Source organism: Desulfovibrio desulfuricans DSM 642 (genome assembly GCF_000420465.1).
GTDB classification, from domain to species: Bacteria; Desulfobacterota; Desulfovibrionia; order Desulfovibrionales; family Desulfovibrionaceae; genus Desulfovibrio; species Desulfovibrio desulfuricans.
This window is the reverse complement of sequence record NZ_ATUZ01000018.1, coordinates 71,329-89,736: the sequence shown is the minus strand read 5'-3', so window position 1 is coordinate 89,736 and position 18,408 is coordinate 71,329. Positions and strand designations below refer to the sequence as shown.

The window sequence follows — 18,408 nt, the reverse complement described above, 5'->3', positions numbered from 1 at the left end:
GCAGTGGTCCAGTCCGTGATCAGCCCGAGATCAGCCACGGCTGACCAGGGGGCGTGCAGGCGCTAGGCCGCGCCCAGCGGTTCGCCCAGATAGGCTTCAACCACGGCGGGGTGGTTCTGCATTTCGTCCATGGTGCCCTCGGCAAGCACGCTGCCTTGATGCAGCACTGTGACCTTGTGGGCAATGGCCCGCACAAATTCCATGTCGTGCTCCACCACCATGATGCTCTGCTCGCCCTCAAGGTCGTGCAGCAGGTCAATAGTGCGGTCCATTTCCTCAGGCGTCATGCCCGCCACGGGTTCGTCCAGCAGCAGGAGTTGCGGCTTCTGCATGAGCAGCATGCCGATTTCAAGCCACTGCTTTTGCCCGTGCGAGAGCTTGCCCGCCTGCAAGCGGGCCAGTTCCGTCAGGCGGATGCGGTGCAGCACTTCTTCGATAAAGACCCTGTTGTCCGTAGAGAGCCGCGCGCGGAACGTGGGCCATACCCGCTTGTCGCCAGCCAGCGCCAGCTCCAGATTTTGCAGCACGCTCAACGCCTCGAACACCGAGGGCTTCTGGAATTTGCGGCCAATACCAGCCTGGGCGATGGCGACCTCATCCATTTGCAGCAGGTTGCAGGTGCGCCCAAACCATGCGGAACCCCTGTCGGGCCGGGTTTTGCCGGTGATGACGTCCATCATGGTGGTTTTGCCAGCGCCGTTGGGGCCGATGACGCAGCGCAGTTCGCCCTTGTCCACATAGAAGGTCAGGTCATTGAGCGCCTTGAAGCCGTCAAAGCTCACGCTGATTTTTTCCATGTACAGCGCAATATCTGGCTTGGACATCATGGGGCGCGGGGGCCGGGCGCGCATCTTCATGGGGCGCTTGTCAAAGGGGGCGTGCGTTTCTTCGTAGGCGCGGGCGGCTTCTGCCACGTCCTCAAGGCTGCGCCCGTGCAAAATATCCTGCTGGGTCTTCATGCTGCGCCTCCTTCTCTGGCGGAATCGGCAGGGGAATCCGGCCTTGCGCCCCGTGTTGCGCGGTTGCGCCACTGATCGGGCAAGCCCGCCAGACCCTGCGGCAGGAAGATGGTCACCAGCACAAACATGCCGCCAAGGGCAAACAGCCAGGCCTCGGGCATGACCGCCGTAAACCACGTTTTGAAGGCATTGACGGCAAACGCTCCAAGCACCGCGCCATAGAGCCGCCCACGGCCTCCAAGCGCCACCCAGACCACAATTTCAATGGAGTTGAGGGGCGAAAATTCTCCGGGGTTGATGATGCCCACCTGCGGCACATACAGAGCGCCGCCAATGCCCGCCAGAATGGCGGACAGCGTGAACACCGCCACCTGATAACGCTCCACCCTGTAGCCGATAAAGCGCACGCGGCTTTCCGCATCGCGTACGGCCACGCACACGCGCCCAAGGCGCGACGCGGTGACAGCCCTGCACAGAAGGTAGCCAGCCATGAGCGCCACGGCGGAGCAGGCAAACAGGGTTGTGCGCATGCCGTCTGTCTGCAATTCAAAGCCCAGCAGGGTCTTGAAGTCCGTGAGGCCGTTGTTGCCGCCAAAGCCCATTTCGTTGCGGAAAAAGGCCAGCAGGAGGGCATAGGTCATGGCCTGACTCATAATGGAGAAATACACGCCCGAAACCCGCGAACCAAAGGCCAATCTGCCAAACACATAGGTCAGCAGGCCGGGCAGCAGCACGACCAGCAGCAGTGCCACCACAAAGTATTCGCTGCCCTGCCAGAACCAGGGAAGTTCCCTCCAGTTAAGAAAAACCATGAAGTCCGGCAGGTTGGCATTTCCATATACGCCGCGCGCACCTATCTGCCGCATGAGGTACATGCCGAAGCCGTAGCCCCCAAGGGCGAAAAACGCGCCGTGCCCAAGGCTGAGCACACCCATGAAACCCCACACCAGATCAACGGAAAGAGCCAGCAGGGAGTAGGTCAGGTATTTGCCAAGCAGGGTGACCATGTAGCCCGGCACATGCAGGGCGCTGCCTGCGGGCAGCAGGCTGCCTGCAACCACAGCCAGCGACAGCAGGGCGGTAATAGCCAGAAAGTTGCGGGTAGGCGCGTTGAGCAGCCTTTCGTGTTCAAAGATATCGGTCGCCATTTACGCCTCCACCGCACGGCCCTTTTGCGGAAACAAGCCGCGCGGGCGCTTCTGGATGAACAGGATAAGGCAGACCAGAATGATGATCTTGGAGAGCATGGCCCCACTGGCAGGCTCCAGAAATTTGTTGGCAATGCCTAGGGCCAGCCCGCCCGTGAGCGTTCCCCAGAGGTTGCCCACCCCGCCAAACACCACAACCATGAAGGAATCCACAATGTAGGTCTGGCCCAGATTGGGGCCAACGTTGGAAACCTGGCTCAAGGCCACGCCAGCCATGCCAGCCACGCCGGAGCCAAGGCCGAAGGTCAGCGCGTCCACGCGCGAGGCGCGTATGCCCATGCAGCGGGCAATGGCTCTGTTTTGCGATACGGCGCGTACTTCAAGCCCCAGCCGGGTGCGGTGCATGGCCACATGGATGAGGGCAAACACGCCGAGGCAGAAAAGGATGATATACACGCGGTTGCAGGTCAGGCTGAAATGCTGGGTTATCTGCCACACGCCGCTCATGAATTCCGGGTTCTGCACGGCGCGGTTGAGGGGCGAAAACACGGTACGCACGGCCTGTTGCAGCACAAGGCTGATGCCGAATGTTGCCAGCAGGGTTTCCAGCGGGCGGCCATAGAGAAAGCGGATAACAGTTTTTTCAAGCAGTACGCCCGTGCCGCCGCTCACCAGAAAGGCGGCGGGAACAGCCAGAATGAGCGCAAGACCGGGCTGGCCCGGCAAGAGCTGCTGCATGCCCCAGGCCGTATAGGCCCCAAGCATGATCAGCTCGCCGTGGGCCATGTTGATAACGCCCATGACGCCAAAGGTGATGGCAAGGCCAATGGCGGCCAGTACAAGAATGGATCCCAGACTCGTGCCGAAGAAGAGCATTTCAAAAAACTGCGCCCACTGGGCGGAAACGCGCTGGGAATACAGGGCATCGTCCGCCGCTTTTGCCACCGCCGTGTCGGATGAGGCGGCAAGCGTACGCAGGGCGTTGAGGGCGGCGGGGCTGCCGTTGCTGTTCAGGGCCTTGACGGCGGCAAGCTGGTCTGAGCGCACGGAGGCCGGGTCAGCTGCCACGTAGAGAGCCAGTGCCGCGCTGAGGTTCGCGCGCACGGCTTCGTCCTTTTCCCCATCCAGCAGCTTGTGCAGGGCCTCCGCCTTGAGGGGCGGGGTGGCGCTGTCCATGAGGGCCGCCGAAGCCTGACGGCGCTTGACCGTGTCTGTGGAGGTAAGGGCCTGAGCGTTGAGGATATCAGTAATACGCTGGCGCTGGCGGTTGCTTGTGCCCACCTTGCGCAGGCTGTCGGCACTCTGTGCCGTGCCAAGTTCGCCCTTGGCGTTGAGGGGCCGCGCCTGACCTGCATCGTCGCTCACAAAAAGCGCTCCGGCAGCTGCATCGGCCAGCAGGGTGTTGCGCAGCAGGGCTTCCAGCAGTTTTTCGCGCAGTGGCGCGGCAAGGCTGCTGTCATCCTTTTCCAGTGCGGCAATGGCCGCATCCCTGTCCGCTACCTTGGGGCTCACCAGAGCCTTGAGCAGATCGGCTGGAATAATGGATGGCGAAGTTTGCACCGGGGACGCGGAAGGAGTCGAAACCGCGCCCCCGGCATTCCCGTCCGGTTCCGGTCCGGACGCCAGCACTGCGGGAGGCAGGCTGAAAATTATGAGGCAGCAGAGCAAGAGCGCCGTGCGCATGGGAATATCCTTTAGTCTGGTCTGCCGGGTCTGCACGGGGCTGACCCTGGCCGACGTGCCGTGGGGGGATTGCGGGGGCCGCTGGGGCCCCCGCAGCAGGTTCAGACGGTTACGGGGGCTATTTGGAAGCACCGCCGCATTTCTTGGTCTTGGTGTTGTAGTTGCCGCAGTTGATGGGGTCGGTCCAGTCGCCGATCAGATCCTTGGATTCGGGCAGGTAGTGCGACCACGCTTCGCCGGGAACCACGGAGGGCGTTTCCCAGACCACCTGGAACTGGCCGTCGGCCTGGATTTCGCCAATCAGCACGGGCTTGGTGATGTGGTGGTTGGGCAGGACCTTGGCCATGCCGCCGGTGAGGTTGGGGGTCTCAAGGCCCACAATGGCCTTCAGAACCTTGTTCACATCGGTGCTCTGGGCCTTTTCAACAGCCTTCACCCACAGGTTGAAACCGATGTAGTGGGCTTCCATGGGGTCGTTGGTCACGCGCTTGGGATTCTTGGTGAAGTCGTGCCATCTTTTGATGAAGGTCTTGTTGGCGGGATTGTCCACGCTCATGAAGTAGTTCCAGGCGGCCAGATGGCCCACCAGAGGCTTGGTATCTATGCCGGAAAGTTCTTCTTCCCCCACGGAGAAAGCCATGACGGGAATGTCGGCGGCAGTGATTCCCTGGTTGGCAAGTTCCTTGTAGAAAGGCACGTTGGCATCACCGTTGAGGGTGGAAACCACGGCGGTCTTTTTGCCCGCGTTGCCGAACTTTTTGATTTCAGCAACGATGGACTGCCAGTCGGAATGACCGAAGGGCGTGTAGTTGATGAGGATATCTTCCTTTTTCACGCCCTTGGAGATCAGGTAGGCTTCGATGATCTTGTTGGCGGTGCGGGGGAACACGTAGTCCGTACCGGCCAGCACCCAGCGCTTCACGCCGAGGTCGTTCATCAGGTAGTCCACAGCGGGGATGGCCTGCTGGTTCGGGGCCGCGCCGGTGTAGATGACGTTGCGCGAGGATTCTTCGCCTTCGTACTGCACGGGGTAGAAGAGGAGGCCGTTGAGTTCTTCAAACACGGGCAACACGGACTTGCGCGAAACCGAGGTCCAACAGCCGAAAACAGCGGCGACCTTGTCCTTGCTCAGCAGTTCGCGGGCCTTTTCTGCAAAGAGGGGCCAGTTGGAGGCAGGGTCTACCACCACGGGTTCCAGCTTCTTGCCCAGCAGGCCGCCTTTTTTGTTCTGCTCTTCAATGAGCATGAGCATGACGTCTTTCAGCGTTGTTTCGCTGATGGCCATGGTGCCGGAGAGCGAATGCAGAATGCCCACCTTTATGGTGTCTTCTGCTGCCTTTGCGTTCAGCGAACCGCACAGGGTGACGAGCATGAGAGCCAACGCCGCCAACGTTTTCTTGAACATGTGGAGCCTCCTTGGAACTGTCTGTATGGCTGTACGTGACGCGGCGCACCCCCATGGTTGCCGCGCTGCTTGCTACAGCACATAGTTAAGCAAGAGGCGTTCCAAGACCGTATTTTGCGTAATATTGCGTAATAATTTGATAAATTTTTTATGGGCACGCTAATGTTAAAACATTTTTGTAAAATCTGGAGATTTTAAAACATTTTTGTACGACTTCGGAGTGGTGCTGTCTGTCCGGCCCACAGCTCCGAACGTCCACGCAAAAAAGCACCCCCGGCCCGGCAGACTTGTAATCTGCCGGGCCGGGGGTGAAGTGTGTATGTCCTGCATCGGTTTGGGGCGTTATGCTGGCGTGGAAGGCGCAAAACGGCGGTGGTCTATGCCGTATTTTTTCATCTTGTAATAGATGATGCGGTAGGTGATGCCCAGATCGCGCGCGGCCTGATGGATGTTGCCACGGGCGTTTTTGAGGGCGTCCACAATAAATTCCTGCTCCACCCGGGCGATGGTTTCGTTAAAGCCGAGGTCGCCGCCCGTGGGGCCGGTGCTGCTGCTCTCTGCGCTTTGCAGGGTGCTGGGCAGGTGATGGGCGCGCAGCACGGCATCCTCGCAGATGAGCACGGCGCGTTCCATGACGTTTTTCAGTTCACGCACGTTGCCGGGCCAGTGGTATTGCAGCAAAAGGTCGATGGCAGGCGTGGAAATGCGCCGTACCGGGCGGTCGTATTCCTTGCTGAACATGCGCAGAAAATGCTCCGTGAGGGGCAAAATATCTTCCGGCCTTTCGCGCAGCGGCGGAATGAACACGGGAAAGACATTGATGCGGTAGTACAGATCCTCGCGGAACAGCCCCTGCTCCACCAGTTCTTCCAGCGGGCGGTTGGTTGCGCAGACAAGGCGCACGTCCACCTTGTAGCGGCGTTCATCGCCAAGAGGCTGGATTTCGCCTTCCTGAAGGGCGCGCAGCACCTTTGCCTGGGCGGTGGTGGACAGGTCGCCGATTTCATCCAGAAACAGCGTGCCCTTGTCTGCCTGGCGGAAAAGGCCAGCACGGTTTTGCACCGCGCCAGTGAATGCGCCTTTGCGCCAGCCAAAAAGCTCGCCTTCAATGAGTTCTGAGGGCAGGGCGGCGCAGTTGAGCATGACCAGCGGCTGCGTGCGCCGAGGGCTTGCTGTGTGCAGGGCCTGGGCCATCAGTTCTTTGCCCACGCCCGACTCCCCGCGCAACAGCACGGTTGCGCGGCTGGCCCCGGCCTGGGTAAGGCGGCGCAGCACGTGCCGCAAGCTCTTGGAGGTGGCAATGACCGAGGCTGGCGTGCCGCTGACAAGCGGTTCATCGGGCAGCATGCAGAAATGCTGGCGCGCCATTTCCTCCTGCAAACGGGCCACCTGTCGGCCCACAAGAGTGGCTACTGTTTCGAGGAAGCGGCAGCGCAGATCCAGTTCAGATTCTGGCGCGGTGGGGGTATCGGCGCTCAGGGTGCCGATAACTTCCGTCTGGTCGGCATTTTCAACGCGCACCGGCACGCTTATGAATGCCAGCCGCGCCATTTCTTCCTGACTGCGGCCAAAAAGGCGGTTCTGAAAGTCGGGCCGCCCCTGCATGCATGAAACAATAATGGGCCTGCCCTCGGCAAAAACCTGACCAGTGATGCCTGATCCCGGCTCATAGGCGGCCTCGGGCGCGTCCGCAGGGCCGTATGAAAGCGAGAGCTTGAGCTCGCCGCTTTCGGGATCCTGAACCACAATGTGGGGTCTGTCGAAGTGCATGTCTTCTGCAAGAGCCGCCAGCAGCTCCTGTAGAGAATCACGAAAGGAATGGCCCGGCGATAGGGCGGCCAACACCCGGTTAAGGGTGTCGAGGCACTGCCCTGTGCCCATGAAGGGCGCTGCGAAATGGGCTTCTTGCATATGTCCCCTGCTCAATGCGGCGTGAGTACGGCGCTGTTTTCCGAAGTTGCCGAACATTGTCCATAGCTGCGTTACGCCTTGGTGGCGGGCATCTGCTCACGCAGTAACATGAGCAATCTCAAGTAAAATTGCTGCAATACGGAACGGCACATCAGGCATCGCGGCAAATGGTGCCCGCTGATGCAGACTGAGGGGGAAGATGCGGATATGGTCTGACCTGTTGTCGGCTTGCAGATGGTGCAATCCCAGGCCACAGTGGCCCCTGTGGGGCTGATTGTTCTGAAACGGGCCGCTTCATAGCTGGCGGCAGGGCGGCTCCGCCACAGAGTGTTGAAGGGCCACGCCCGTGGCGCGGCCCTTCAGAAGATTATTGCTGCGGTCCCTGGTCAATGTCAATGATACGGCCTTGCAGCCACACATAGGCATCAATCTCGTGTCCCGCTTCAGGTTCGTAGTCGCCCAGAACCATCTTGGAGGCGTAAACAGCCAGACGCATGGGCTGCCTGTCCTCAAAGGGAAAGCTGAGGTAGAGCAGCTTTACGGGCATTTTTTCAAGCTGGCAGTCTTTCACTTCTTCAATGGTGGCGCGCATCTGGTATTCGCAGAAGTTGCGGCCAGGCATGATGAGGTGACGATTGCTGACGCTCACCTTGAGAGGCGGCACGTCCAGGCGGGTTTTGCCGGGGTTTTCGGCAAGCCATGCCTCGGCATAGGCCTCGTAACGCACGCCCTGGGTGATTGTGATTTCGTCAAGCAGGGCCTTGCGCAGGCCAAGGGCGAGGCCAGCCAGCAAAAAAGTGTGCATGACGCCGGGGGTGAGGTCGTCCTTGTCGCGTCCATACAGAGGGTCGTAAAACCACATGGGGTTTTTGCCCTCAAGCATGGTCACGGCCACGTTGGCCTCAACGCCGGTCTGCCAGGGGTGCACCTTGTCGACCGTGAGGTCGTTGGGCAGCCCTTCAAGCAGGGGGGTGGCGGTAACAGGGGCAAGCTTTTCCCCTTCCACGCCAGCCACAAGCACGGCAGCCCTGACGGGCTGATCCTGCGGCCATGCCAGCAGAATGTGATCCTTGCCGTCGCGTTTCCACTGCCAGGAGGGGCGGGTTCCGCCGTCGTGCATGACGGTGGTGGCAATCTGGCCCATGATGGCGGCGGGGTTTTGCCCCGTCAGCACAGCCCAGGCATCGCCCAGGGTTTCTGTATGCCCACGGTTGGCGGCAGCCAGTTTGGCTTCCAGCTCTTCGGCAGTAGGAGCCTGATCGGCAAGAGGATTGCCTTCGCTGTCAACCCTAACCCATTCTTCGGCTTCGGTTTCGGCAGCCTGAATTTTGTTTTCAGCTTTTTTGGCCATGAAATATTCCTTTCATCGCGCGGTCAGGGCGCAGGCCGGAGGGTATCCGGCCTGCGCGCAATATATTTTAACGTCTGTCGCCACGGTCGCGGTGGTCACGCCCGCCACGGTCACCACGGCCATTTCTGTCGCCACGGTCGCCCCTGTCGGAACGGGGAGGACGGGCGGTTTCTTCGGGATTCCAGGGGTGGCCCTGCTCTTCAAGCAGCACGGCCTTGCGGCTGGCGCGGATGCGGTCGCCGTTGATTTCAATGACCTTGACCATCATGTCTTCGCCAAGGCGAGCCACGTCGCCGGGCTGTTCCACGCGGTTAACGTCAAGCTGCGACACGTGCACAAGGGCTTCCACATTGGGCAGCACTTCCACGATGGCGCCGATTTCCATGATTTTGCGCACCTTGGCAAGATAGTTCTTGCCGAGGTCGGGGCGCTGGTCATAGTACGAAACCATTTCGCGGGCTTTTTCCAGAGCTTCAGCCGTGGGGGCGAAGATGGAAACGCGGCCAGTGTCTTCGATATCCACTGAAGCGCCGGTAGCCGCAGTGATGGCCTTGATGTTCTTGCCGCCGGGGCCAATGATGAGGCGGATGATGTCCGGGTTCACGAACACTTCGGCATGCTGGGGAGCAAAGCGCGAAAGTTCCTTGCGTGGTTCGCCAATGGCCTTGGCCATTTCTTCCAGAATGTGATGACGCCCTTCGTGGGCCTGCTTCATGGCGGCGCGCATGATCTCGGTGGTGAGGCCGGTGATCTTGATGTCCATCTGCACGCCGGTCACGCCTTCTGCGGTACCAGCGATCTTGAAGTCCATGTCGCCGAGGGCGTCTTCGTCACCAAGAATATCGGTGAGCACGATGAACTTGTCGCCTTCCTTGATGAGGCCCATGGCCACACCGGCCACAGGGGCGCTGATGGGCACGCCCGCATCCATGAGCGAAAGCGAACCGCCGCACACGGCAGCCATGGAGGAAGAGCCGTTGGATTCGAGAGTCTCGGACACAACGCGCAGGGTAAAGGGAAAATCAGCGTCAGCGGGCAGCACGGGGCGCAGGGACCTTTCAGCCAGGGCGCCGTGGCCGATTTCGCGGCGCGAAACGCGCACGGGCTTGACCTCGCCCACAGAGAAAGGCGGGAAGTTGTAGTGCAGCATAAAGCGCTTGGTCACGTCGCCAGTGAGCGAATCCATGCGCTGTTCATCGGTGGAAGAACCAAGGGTGGTCACAACCAGGGACTTGGTTTCGCCGCGGCGGAACAGGGCAGAGCCGTGGGCGCGGGGCAGCAGGCCGGTCTGAATCTGGATGGGGCGCACGGTCTTGGTGTCGCGGCCGTCAATGCGCGTACCTTCGTTGACAATGCGGGCGCGCACCAGCTTCTTTTCCAGGTCGGAGAGCATGTCGCCCACGCTCTTGAGCGCGGCGTCGTTTTCGGCCCAGGCCGGATCGTTCTTGAGGTTTTCCATGACCTTTTCTTTCACTGCCTTGCGGGCGTCCTTGCGGGCCATTTTTTCAGGCACGCGCAGGGCTTCTTCCAGACCGGCGGCAAGGGCCAGTTCCTTCACGCGGGCAACCAGAACCGGGTCGTCGGCGTGGGGGGTAAAGGTCATTTTGGGCTTGCCAGCCAGTTCGCGCAGCTTGAGCTGGGCTTCAACCAGGGGCTGAATCTGCTGGCGGCCCCATTCAAGAGCGTCGATGATGACTTCTTCGGGCACAAAGCGGGCTTCGCCTTCCACCATGGTGAGCGCATCGGCAGAGGCGGCAAACACGATGTTGAGGTCGCTCTGTTCCTGCTGCTCAAAGGTGGGGTTCAGCACAAACTGACCATTGATGCGGGCAATGCGGCCACCGGCCACCGGGCCGTCAAAGGGCAGGGGCGAAAGCATGACCGCGGCGGAAGCGCCCGTGAGGGCCAGCACGTCGGAGTCGTTCACCTGATCGGCAGAGATGACGCTGGCAAGAACCTGCACGTCCTCGTTCAGGCCTTTTTTGGGAAAAAGCGGGCGCAGCGGGCGGTCAATCAGGCGGGAAACCAAGGTTTCACGCTCGGAGGGGCGGCCGATTTCGCGGCGGAAGAAGCTGCCGGGGATGCGGCCAGCGGCGTACATTTTTTCAGAGTATTCCACGGTAAGGGGGAAGAAACCCTTGTCGAATTCAAGCGTTTGTGAGCACACGGTGACGAGCACCACGGTGCCGCCGCACTGAATCCACACAGAACCGTGGGCCTGATTGGCCATACGACCTGTTTCAAGGATAACTTCCTTGCCGCCGACCATGGCTGTAACCCTGATGGGTTCAAAAATATCTTGATACATAAAAATTCCTTTGCGTAGTGCGAAGGGGATTCCGGCAAAAGCGGGCAGATCATCGGCCTGTGGCCTCTGCCTGATTTTCCCGGACCCCCCTTCTTCGCGTTTTGTACCCTCGATGGGGTTGATTCAAGCAACAAGGGGGAGCGCTGGCTCCCCCTTGCGCGACAGAAGTCTTACTTGCGCAGACCGAGCTTTTCGATAAGAGCGCGGTAACGCTGAACGTCTTTCTTCTTCAGATAGTTCAGAATGTTGCGACGGCGGCCAACCAGCTTGAGCAGACCGGTGCGGGAGTGGAAGTCCTTCTTGTGTTCTTTGAAGTGACCGGTGAGGTCTTCAATACGGGCGGTGAGCAGAGCTACCTGAACTTCCGGGGAACCGGTATCGCCTTCGTGTTTGGCGTGGGCATCAATAACCGTTTTCTTGTCGCTGGCATCCATTACCACAGCAGTACTCCTTGATAGTCGGGGTTAGTTCCAAAGTCCCCGCAACACGGTCCAACATGAGCCAGCGGGCGTGGTTTCGAGCTGCGCCAGAGCCAGGGCAGTGCCCTGTTCAAGCAGCAGCGCAAAGCCTTCCGCAGGCTCGACACCTGTCGCGCCCTGCTCGGGGGCATCCGCTTGCGCGGGTGCTTCCGGGCGGCAAGGCACGGCTATGCCGTTGCGCACACGAGCGGCTTCATCCGGCGTGAGTTCCACCTTGCGCCAGTGGGGCAGTGCTTCCGCAATGGGACGCACGCAACCGGGCAACAGGGTGGGATCAGCCGTGAAATCCGCAGGATCGCGGGCCACATCGAGGCCGAAGGGGTGACTATACTCCCGGGTCAGTTCTGTGAGCACGGCTCCGCACCCTAAGCGCGTCCCCAAGCTGTGGGCCAGGGAGCGTATATAGGTGCCAGAACTGCAAGCGACCCGAAAGCTCACAAACGGAAGACTCACCTTGAGTGTTTCCGCCTGCGAAATTTTAATGCGTTTGACCTTGGCAGGGGCTTCTACGCCCTTGCGCGCCAGTTTGTAGAGCGGCTGACCTTCGTGCTTGGCCGCTGAATAGGGCGGCACGGCCTGCTCGGCAAGCTCAAGCCACGCGGCAACTTCGCGGCGCACGTCAGCTTCGCGCACATGCTCCCACGGCGCTTCGGCCACTACCTTGCCTTCAATATCCCAGGTGTCGGTGGTCTGGCCCAGCCGCAACGTGCCGCTGTAAACCTTGCCGCCGCCAGCCAGCAGATGGCCTGAAAGTTTGGTGGCCTGCCCCAGCAAAACAAGCAGAACCCCTGATGCCAAAGGATCAAGAGTGCCCGCATGCCCGATCTTTTTTTGCCCAAGTCGTTTGATAGCCGTGAGACAACGGGCCGAGGTGGGGCCGGAGGGCTTGCGCAGCACCAGAATGCCGTGCTGCTGGGGCAACTGGGCCGCCCCGGTGCTTTTTTCCGGCTGCTGGTCTGGGGTGCTGGGTGCGGCAGTAGCCGCTTTGGTCATACTCATATGCAAGTTGTAACCATAGCCGCAGAGCGGGCATAAGTCAAAAAAATATCGGCGGCAAAGCCCCCTGGCGAGCCTCAAAACCGAGAAAAAAGCAGAAAACCGTTACTCGCAGGTCGAACCCAGCTCTTCGGCATCCAGTTCTTCAGCTATGGCAGCCAGCAACTGGGCGCTTGCCGCATCCATATCGGCCCGCACAGTGCCGCCTGCGGCATTGCGGTGCCCGCCGCCGCCAAGTCTGGCCGCCGCCGCGCGCACGTCTACCGCGCCGTAAGAGCGCAGGCTGAACTTGCAGCAGGCCGGGGAATCCTCCCGCAGCACTGCGGCCACCTGAACGCCGCGCAAACGGCGCAGTTGCTCCACAAAGCCTTCAAGGTCTTCCTTCAGCGCGCCGCATTTGCGCAGGTCTTCAAGATACACGGGGCAAAAACAGACGCTGCCGTTGCGCTCAAGTTGCGCCCGCTGCAAAAGCTGGCCCCAGAGGGTCAGGCGGCCACGGCTCCAGCTGTTTTCAAGATGTTCGCGCAACTGGGCAATATTACAGCCATGCTCAACCAGATGGGCCGTGAGGTAGAGCACCTCGGCGCTGGTATTACCGTGGCAGAAGCCGCCGGTGTCGGTAATGATGCCAAGGGCCAGGCCGTTTGCCAGCTCGCCAGTGAGGGGAAGGCCTGCGGCCAGAGCCACATAGGCCATGAGCTGGGCAGTGGCCGCTGCCTGGGGGTCAACCCAGTTTGCCATGCTCCCCATGCCGTTGCCGCCGAGGTGGTGGTCAATATTCAGGGTTTGCAGATCCGGCAGGCGGCCCGCCAGCTCGCGGCCAAGGCGCTCGGGTTCGCCGCAGTCAAGCAGCACCGCGCAGCGCGGCTTGAAGGGCGGATGCTCAAGCGTAGTGTGCACAACGCCCGGCGTGGAAAAAAAATCCAGATATCCTGGCAGGCCTGGCTGGGCGTAGAGCATGAATTCCTTGCCCATGGAGCGCAGGATATGCCCAGCAGCCGCCACCGCGCCAGCTGCATCGCCGTCAGGGTTCACATGGGCGGCCACAATAACCTGATCCACATGGCGAAAAGCTTCGGCCATGCGTTCCGCACCTTCACGGAATTGCGGGGGAATGAGTTCAGTCCGCTGCATATATCTCCACCTGGCTATCCGTCATTTCCTCGGGGCAGACCGCTTCCATCATGAGCGCGCATTTGTCCATGCGGCTTCGCAGATGGCTCTCGCTGTTGGAAATGGATACCACTGCAAGCCGCAGACGGGAGAGGCTGTCTTCTGTTCCCGCTTCGGCTATGGCTACATTGAATTTGTTTCTGGTCTTCTGTTTCAGGCTGTTGGCAACACGGCGCTTGGCCTTGAGATTATCGTTGCCTTCCAGGCTGAATTCTACGGTAAGAACCGCCATAAACATGGCCATAGGCTGGATTCCTGCCGGGCGAAAGGCTTTTTGCAGGCTTGTCGCCTTGTGGCGGCAAGGGGTAGGCGGCGTGCTTTTGGCCCCACGGGCACTTTCCGGCATAGCCGAGAACTACAGATATGGCCTGTTGGGCTGGCTGTCAAAGGCATGTATGCAAAAAAGAAGGGAGGCCAGTTCGCGGCCTCCCTTCCCATAGATCAATATTTAAAGAGTGGCGGCTTCTTCGACGGTTTCAAAGGCTTCAATGATGTCGCCGATCTTCACGTCGTTGAAGTTTTCAAGGCCTACGCCGCACTCGTTGCCCTTAACCACTTCCTTGGAGTCGTCCTTGAAGCGTTTGAGGGAAGAGATTTTGCCAGTGTAGACCACCACGCCGTCGCGCAGCAGGCGCACACCGGCATTACGGGCGATCTTGCCGTCAGCCACGTAGGAACCGGCGATGACGCCGACCTTGGGCACGCTGAAGGTATCGCGCACTTCGGCCTGGCCGAGGTACACTTCACGCTGCACAGGGGCGAGCATGCCAGCCATGGCGCACTTGATATCGTCCACGAGCTTGTAAATGATCTCGTAGAAGCGGATATCCACGTTTTCGTGGTCGGCCACATCCTTGATCTTGGAAGTGGGACGCACGTTGAAGCCGATAATGATGGCCTGCGATGCAGAAGCCAGCAGAATGTCGGATTCCGTGATCGCGCCTGTGCCGCCGTGCACCACATTGATGCGCACCTTTTCCGTGCTCTGCTTGTTCAGAGCTTCGGTGATGGCTTCCAGACTGCCCTGCACGTCCGCCTTGACCACAAGGTTGAGGGTCAGGGTTTCCTGATCGGACTTGCGCTGCGACAGGAAGGTTTCAAGGGTGACGCGCGATTCGGAGGCCAGATCGCGTTCACGCTGCTTCACAGCGCGGGAATCGGCGATGCGGCGGGCGACCTTTTCGTCGGACACCACAAAGAATTCTTCACCGGCTTCCGGCACCCCTTCAAAACCCTGCACTTCCACAGGCAGCGAGGGACCGGCGTCCTTGACCTTCTTGCCCTGGTCGCTCATGAGCGCGCGCACACGGCCCGAGAAGGTGCCGCACACAAAGCTGTCGCCCTGGCGCAGGGTGCCTTCCTGAATGAGCACTGTGGCGATGGGGCCACGGCCCTTATCAAGCTTGGCTTCCACGATATGACCGCGAGCGGGCTTGTCGGGGTTGGCCTTGAGCTCCATGATTTCAGACTGGAGGGCCACCATTTCGAGCAGTTCGTCCAGACCCATGCGGCTCTTGGCCGAGACCTTGGCAACGATGGTGTCGCCGCCCCATTCTTCGGCCTGCAAACCAAGCTCGGCCAGTTCGCGCAACACGCGGTCAGGCTCGGCCCCGGGCTTGTCCATCTTGTTCACGGCCACCATAATGGGAACATTGGCGGCGCGGGAGTGGTTGATGGCTTCGCGGGTCTGCTCCATGACGCCGTCATCGGCGGCGACCACAAGGATAACAAGGTCGGTGACCTGAGCGCCTCGGGCGCGCATGGCGGTGAAGGCTTCGTGGCCGGGCGTGTCGAGGAACACGATTTCGCCGCGCTTGGTCTTCACGTGGTATGCGCCGATGTGCTGGGTGATGCCGCCGGCTTCGCCGCTGGTGACGTTGGACTTGCGTATGGCGTCGAGCAACGAGGTTTTACCGTGGTCAACGTGACCCATAATGGTAACAACAGGCGGGCGCGGCTTGAGAGTTTCAGGCGCGTCCACTTCCTTGGGAACCAGATAATCGTCTTCAGAAAAGCCGACTTTTTCAACTTCGTAGCCAAATTCGGCGGCCACCAGGGTGGCGGTGTCGATATCCAGCGTCTGGTTGATGGTCGCCATGATGCCAAGACCAAAAAGTACCTTGATGATCTCGTTGGCCTTGAGGCCCATCTGGTGGGCCATGTCGGCAACGCGGATGGCTTCGGTAATCCGGATCTTGCGCTTGGCGGCCTTGAGCGGCTGGGTGGACTGCTGCACCACAGAAGAACGGCCCGACTTGCGGCGGCCTTTGCCCCTGTTCAGGCGACCACTGTCGTCATCATCGCTGCGGCGACCAAAATCACCCTGCTGAAAATCAACTGTACGGCGACCCTTGAGACGCTTTTTCTTGCTCTGTCCATCACGGGTGTCGGAAGGGGAAGCAGGCGCTGCCTGCTGCCCAAAGCCGCCTGCGGGGCCGCCGGGGCGGGGGCCGCCAGCAGAGCGCGGTGCGCCGCCGGGGCCACCGGGGCCGCCAGGACGGGGACCGCCGGGACGGGGAGGCCTGCCAGCGCCGTCTCTGGGCGGATAGCCGCCGGGGCGGCTGTCGCCAGTGCGGGCGGGGCGGGCATCCTGCGAGGGCGTAGCGCCGGGAACAGGACGGGAAATAATGCGAACCTGCGGCGTTGCCGGGGCTTCTGCACGGGGCGCGCGGCGGGGCGCGGCGCCTTCCTCTCCGTCTTCACCGGCGCGGGCTTCGGCAGGACGCTGGGGCAGGGTAGGCGCGGACGAGCCTTCGGGCATGGCCGAGGCATCGGGGCGCGCCACACGAGCCTTGGCGGCCTTGTCCTGGGCTTCAGCCTTGTCGGCGTGGGACTTTTCAACCGGAGCCTTTGCCGTCGTTGCTGTTTCCACCACAGTGTCGGCTGGCGCTGCTTCAGGCGCAGGAGCAGACTCCGCAGCGGCGGGAGCCGGAGCTTCCACAACCTCGGGTTCTTTCTGATCGCTGGGGCGGCTGATGACGCGAGCGGGCGAGACAACCTTGGCAGGCTTGACGCTGCGGGCCTTGTGTTCGGCGGCGGGGGCCGTTTCCTGCGCGGGCTTGGAAGCCTTGGGCGCAACTGGCTCGGCAGCGGCAGGTGCCGCTTCGGCCACGGCTTCTACCACCGGGGCAGTTTCCTTGGGCGCTTCGGTTTCAACCGATGCGGCAACGGGGGTTTCCTGCGCTGCGGTTTCGGCTTCCTGCGGGGAGTCCTTGCGGCGGCGGCGCACGATGACGTCGCGCTGCGAACCCGCGCGCTCCGCATCAACCTGTTTCTGTTCGGCAAAGTAGTCGCGCAAGCGAGTGGCCTCCTCTGAGGTGACGGAACCAGTAGCGGATTTTACCGGCAGGCCGAGCTCACGCGCGACACGCAGTATATCCTTGGGATCCTGCGAGATATTCCCGCCAAGATCCTTAATTTTAATTTTATCATCGGACATGTTTTCCCCCCTTGCGCCGTGTTCCGGGTCTGAATTTCGCGAACTTGGCCGCGCAGACAGGATCGGAACATACATACCAGCCTCTGCCCGGTCTGGTTTTTTCTGCGTCTAAAGTCAAAATTCCCTGCTCCGCCAATACGTGGCGGTCGAGATCGGCCTTGGGAAAGCGGCGGCGGCAGATGACGCACATGCGCTCCGGCCCGTCACAGGCCTGCTCCCCGACTTCAACGGGCGCAGCGTTATTCTTTTGCATCTCCGCTTTCCGTGGCGGCGGGCATTTTCAGCTCCACTGCCGAGGATTCGGGAGTGCTCTCCACAATCGGGGCCAGGAAGTTGATGGCCGAGCGCAGGTCGGCAATGCGCGATGCGCTGATAGTGAGCTTGTCAGACAGTTCCTGGTCCGTGGCCTCGCGCAGGTTGTCCAGCGAGCTGTAGCCCGCGGCCAGAAGCGCTTCAATGGAAACTTCCGCCACGCTGGCAACCTGTTCAAGGCCGTGCCCGATGGCATTGGCCTCATTGTAGCGGGTTTCAGTAAAGATATCGACCTTCCAGCCCAGCAGGCGCGCGGCAAGCTTGACGTTCTGTCCCTTGCGCCCGATGGCGTTGGTGAGCTGATCGTCAGGCACGATGACTTCCAGAAGATTTTCTTCTTCGTCCACCACAATGCGTGAAACCAGGGCCGGGGCCAGGGAGTTGCGGGCATAGGTGGCGATGTCTGCGCTCCAGACAACGATGTCGATGCGTTCGCCGTGCAGTTCCTGCACGATGTTCTGAATGCGCGAACCACGCACGCCAACGCATGCGCCCACGGGGTCCACATCGCGCTCTCGCGAGAGCACGGCAACCTTGGCGCGGGAGCCGGGATCGCGGGCAACGCCCATGATCTGCACCACGCCATCGTCAACTTCGGGCACTTCGCGGCGGAACAGGGCGGCCATGTAGTCGCGGTGCGAACGCGAAACAACAACCTGCGGGCCGCGCCCTTCCTGGCGCACCTCAATGATGAGGGCCTGCACGCGGTCGCCGCGCTTGTAATGTTCACGGGGAATCTGTTCCTCACGGGGCAGTATGGCCTCGGTGCGGCCAAGGTTTACAACCCAGCCGCCCTTGTCGCGGCGCTGCACGATGCCGGATACAATTTCGCCCACGCGGTCCTTGTATTCGGTGTAGATGATTTCCTGCTCCGCATCACGCATGCGCTGGATGATAACCTGCTTGGCAGACTGGGCGGCAATGCGGCCAAGGTCTTCGACCTTGACGCGGAAGCCCATTTCGTCGTCCACCTGCACGGAAGGATCATGCTTGATCGCTTCAGAGTATTCGATCTGCGTGTCAGGATTGGCAAAGTCGTCGTCGGCCATGACGATTTTGAACTGGTAGACCTCAATGTCGCCTGTTTCGTCATTGTAGGTAACTTCCACGTCCATATCTTCGCTGAAGCGGCGCAGCACAGAAGTGCGCACCGCGTCTTCGAGCGTGTCGATGAGCATGTTGCGGTCAAGGCCTTTGTCCTTGCTGATCTGGTCAATGGCCTTTTTAAGTTCAAGATTCATGGG

At 60.8% G+C, this 18,408-nt stretch carries 14 protein-coding genes; all 14 read right to left on the bottom strand.

Annotation, left to right across the window (positions count from 1 at the left end; all coding sequences use genetic code 11):
* Nucleotides 1–62 precede the first annotated feature (62 nt).
* Nucleotides 63–959, bottom strand: coding sequence for an urea ABC transporter ATP-binding protein UrtD (urtD, locus tag G449_RS17250; protein ID WP_022659919.1), 897 nt, complete (start codon nt 957–959; stop codon nt 63–65).
* Nucleotides 956–2,107, bottom strand: coding sequence for an urea ABC transporter permease subunit UrtC (gene urtC, locus G449_RS17245; RefSeq protein WP_022659918.1), 1,152 nt, complete (start codon nt 2,105–2,107; stop codon nt 956–958). Before urtC ends, urtD begins: the two co-directional genes overlap by 4 nt.
* Nucleotides 2,108–3,790: an urea ABC transporter permease subunit UrtB gene (gene urtB / locus G449_RS0113855; protein ID WP_022659917.1), complete on the bottom strand. Its 1,683-nt coding sequence runs from the start codon at nt 3,788–3,790 to the stop codon at nt 2,108–2,110. It lies immediately after the preceding gene.
* Nucleotides 3,791–3,908: 118 nt separating this feature from the next.
* Nucleotides 3,909–5,195 carry an urea ABC transporter substrate-binding protein gene (gene urtA / locus G449_RS0113850; RefSeq protein ID WP_022659916.1) on the bottom strand — a complete coding sequence of 429 codons (1,287 nt, stop codon included), beginning with the start codon at nt 5,193–5,195 and terminating at the stop codon, nt 3,909–3,911.
* A gap of 342 nt (nt 5,196–5,537) precedes the next feature.
* Complete coding sequence (locus G449_RS0113845) at nt 5,538–7,106, bottom strand: sigma-54-dependent Fis family transcriptional regulator (protein ID WP_027181027.1); 1,569 nt, start codon at nt 7,104–7,106, stop codon at nt 5,538–5,540.
* A 367-nt stretch (nt 7,107–7,473) separates the two neighbouring features.
* On the bottom strand, nt 7,474–8,457 hold the full coding sequence (locus tag G449_RS0113840; protein ID WP_022659915.1) for a hypothetical protein: 984 nt from the start codon (nt 8,455–8,457) through the stop codon (nt 7,474–7,476).
* A gap of 67 nt (nt 8,458–8,524) precedes the next feature.
* On the bottom strand, nt 8,525–10,765 hold the full coding sequence (pnp, locus tag G449_RS0113835) for a polyribonucleotide nucleotidyltransferase (protein ID WP_022659914.1): 2,241 nt from the start codon (nt 10,763–10,765) through the stop codon (nt 8,525–8,527).
* 170 nt (nt 10,766–10,935) lie between these two features.
* A complete protein-coding gene (rpsO, locus tag G449_RS0113830) occupies nt 10,936–11,205 on the bottom strand; it encodes a 30S ribosomal protein S15 (protein WP_022659913.1) in 270 nt (89 codons plus the stop codon).
* Nucleotides 11,206–11,229: 24 nt separating this feature from the next.
* Nucleotides 11,230–12,237, bottom strand: coding sequence for a tRNA pseudouridine(55) synthase TruB (gene truB / locus G449_RS0113825; protein WP_022659912.1), 1,008 nt, complete (start codon nt 12,235–12,237; stop codon nt 11,230–11,232).
* Between the two features lie 108 nt (nt 12,238–12,345).
* Complete coding sequence (locus G449_RS0113820; RefSeq protein ID WP_022659911.1) at nt 12,346–13,374, bottom strand: DHH family phosphoesterase; 1,029 nt, start codon at nt 13,372–13,374, stop codon at nt 12,346–12,348.
* A complete protein-coding gene (locus G449_RS0113815; RefSeq protein ID WP_027181023.1) occupies nt 13,361–13,651 on the bottom strand; it encodes a DUF503 domain-containing protein in 291 nt (96 codons plus the stop codon). Before G449_RS0113815 ends, G449_RS0113820 begins: the two co-directional genes overlap by 14 nt.
* A 210-nt stretch (nt 13,652–13,861) precedes the next feature.
* The gene (gene infB, locus G449_RS0113810) at nt 13,862–16,852 is read right to left on the bottom strand and encodes a translation initiation factor IF-2 (protein ID WP_022659909.1); all 2,991 of its coding nucleotides are present in this window, start codon (nt 16,850–16,852) and stop codon (nt 13,862–13,864) included.
* Nucleotides 16,842–17,042: a DUF448 domain-containing protein gene (locus G449_RS0113805; protein ID WP_306666365.1), complete on the bottom strand. Its 201-nt coding sequence runs from the start codon at nt 17,040–17,042 to the stop codon at nt 16,842–16,844. The genes infB and G449_RS0113805 overlap by 11 nt, the downstream gene beginning before the upstream one ends.
* A 49-nt stretch (nt 17,043–17,091) precedes the next feature.
* Entirely contained in the window at nt 17,092–18,405 is a 1,314-nt protein-coding gene (gene nusA / locus G449_RS0113800) for a transcription termination factor NusA (RefSeq protein WP_022659907.1), read from the bottom strand.
* Nucleotides 18,406–18,408: the final 3 nt, after the last annotated feature.

Excerpts from the sequence above, each read along its gene's own strand:
- urtD (WP_022659919.1), bottom strand. The coding sequence starts at position 959 with ATGAAGACCCAGCAGGATATTTTGCACGGGCGCAGCCTTGAGGACGTG.
- urtC (WP_022659918.1), bottom strand. The coding sequence starts at position 2,107 with ATGGCGACCGATATCTTTGAACACGAAAGGCTGCTCAACGCGCCTACC.
- urtB (WP_022659917.1), bottom strand. The coding sequence starts at position 3,790 with ATGCGCACGGCGCTCTTGCTCTGCTGCCTCATAATTTTCAGCCTGCCT.
- urtA (WP_022659916.1), bottom strand. The coding sequence starts at position 5,195 with ATGTTCAAGAAAACGTTGGCGGCGTTGGCTCTCATGCTCGTCACCCTG.
- G449_RS0113845 (WP_027181027.1), bottom strand. The coding sequence starts at position 7,106 with ATGCAAGAAGCCCATTTCGCAGCGCCCTTCATGGGCACAGGGCAGTGC.
- G449_RS0113840 (WP_022659915.1), bottom strand. The coding sequence starts at position 8,457 with ATGGCCAAAAAAGCTGAAAACAAAATTCAGGCTGCCGAAACCGAAGCC.
- pnp (WP_022659914.1), bottom strand. The coding sequence starts at position 10,765 with ATGTATCAAGATATTTTTGAACCCATCAGGGTTACAGCCATGGTCGGC.
- truB (WP_022659912.1), bottom strand. The coding sequence starts at position 12,237 with ATGACCAAAGCGGCTACTGCCGCACCCAGCACCCCAGACCAGCAGCCG.
- G449_RS0113820 (WP_022659911.1), bottom strand. The coding sequence starts at position 13,374 with ATGCAGCGGACTGAACTCATTCCCCCGCAATTCCGTGAAGGTGCGGAA.
- G449_RS0113815 (WP_027181023.1), bottom strand. The coding sequence starts at position 13,651 with ATGTTTATGGCGGTTCTTACCGTAGAATTCAGCCTGGAAGGCAACGAT.
- infB (WP_022659909.1), bottom strand. The coding sequence starts at position 16,852 with ATGTCCGATGATAAAATTAAAATTAAGGATCTTGGCGGGAATATCTCG.
- G449_RS0113805 (WP_306666365.1), bottom strand. The coding sequence starts at position 17,042 with ATGTGCGTCATCTGCCGCCGCCGCTTTCCCAAGGCCGATCTCGACCGC.
- nusA (WP_022659907.1), bottom strand. The coding sequence starts at position 18,405 with ATGAATCTTGAACTTAAAAAGGCCATTGACCAGATCAGCAAGGACAAA.